We start from the raw sequence: 1,183 nt of genomic DNA on the forward strand, positions 1-1,183 counted from the left end.
CCGGCATCGACAACCCGCTGTTCTATCGCGACAACACCATGATGCTGTTGGGCGACGCCAAGAAGATGACCGAGGGCATCGTCAAGGCGCTGTGAGGCAGCATGCGGAGAGGACACTTCGCAAACGGCGTTATCGATACGCTGATGAAGCGTGCCGGAGCGAGGTGCAGCAATCCTGGCTGTCGGCGCATTACGATCGGCCCAAGCGGTAGTATCGAGAAAAGCGATAACATAGGCGTCGCCGCCCACATAAAAGGGGCGCAGCCGGGATCGCCTCGATATGACGGAGAACAGTCAGAGGAGGAGCGACACAGCTTCGACAATGGAATTTGGCTTTGCTCCCTCTGTTCAAACTTTGCTCCCTCTGTTCAAACCTTGTCGACAAGAACGGCGGAATCGACTACCCGGTTGAAGTTCTGAGGTTTTGGAAACTTGCGGCCGAGAAATCTGCGCGCGAACAGCTTGTTCGAAGTGCGACGGCCGTGAAAGACAACTGCGTCAGCACGCTCATTTACATCAACGTGCCGCGCCTTATTCACTACGCGAGCCTGACAGGTTGGAGTGGATCATTCCCGGATGATTTTCGGGAAGGTGTTCCCAGAGAAGGATGGATCGTTCGAGAGCTATTGGAGCTGGAGCGCGCGATTGTGGGGCTCGAATTTCCCGCCTTGAGTTGGCAGGAGACCACGGCAACGATTGAAGACCCAATAGGGATGCTTGTCAGCTTTGAAGGGCGCTTTCGCACCAAGAATGGACCGAAATCCCGAGAACAGCCGAAGCAGTTAGACATGACAAATCTTAAGACGGCCCCGCACATCTACGCCAGCCAACGCGGGGTGAAGTTTGTTTTGCCTTATGACCCTCGGTTCCTCACGACAAACACGGCCGTCGTGGAATTCTCGTCTGGCCAGGTACAAGTCGGTGGATTTGCCATTATCAAAAAGGTGACCGAGAAGGAGGTGTGGGCAACGCCGCTCTTTGTTGGTCTCCAGTCAAGTCCAGAGGGCAGGGCGCTGATGAACGCGCTGGCCTCCCACCGGTAGTGTTCGGCGACGCCAAGAAGATGACTGAGGGCATCGTCAAGGCGTTGTAGCCTCCGGCGTTGTTACGGCGGCGGCGCCGTCGAACTACGCACGATCAGCTTCGGCATCAGCACCTCGCGCCGGATACCTCCGCCCTCGGCG

2 protein-coding genes are annotated in these 1,183 nt (G+C 56.9%); both read left to right on the top strand.

Features of this window, described 5'->3' with window-relative positions; translation table 11 throughout:
* Positions 1-95 (top strand): NAD(P)(+) transhydrogenase (Re/Si-specific) subunit beta (locus WD823_RS02895; RefSeq protein WP_368427987.1); only part of this gene is annotated, 95 nt, incomplete at its 5' end.
* 239 nt (positions 96-334) lie between these two features.
* On the top strand, positions 335-1,042 hold the full coding sequence (locus tag WD823_RS02900; RefSeq protein WP_368427986.1) for a hypothetical protein: 708 nt from the start codon (positions 335-337) through the stop codon (positions 1,040-1,042).
* Positions 1,043-1,183 lie beyond the last annotated feature (141 nt).

Source organism: Sulfuricaulis sp. (genome assembly GCF_040901545.1).
In the GTDB taxonomy this organism is placed as follows: Bacteria; Pseudomonadota; Gammaproteobacteria; order Acidiferrobacterales; family Sulfurifustaceae; genus Sulfuricaulis.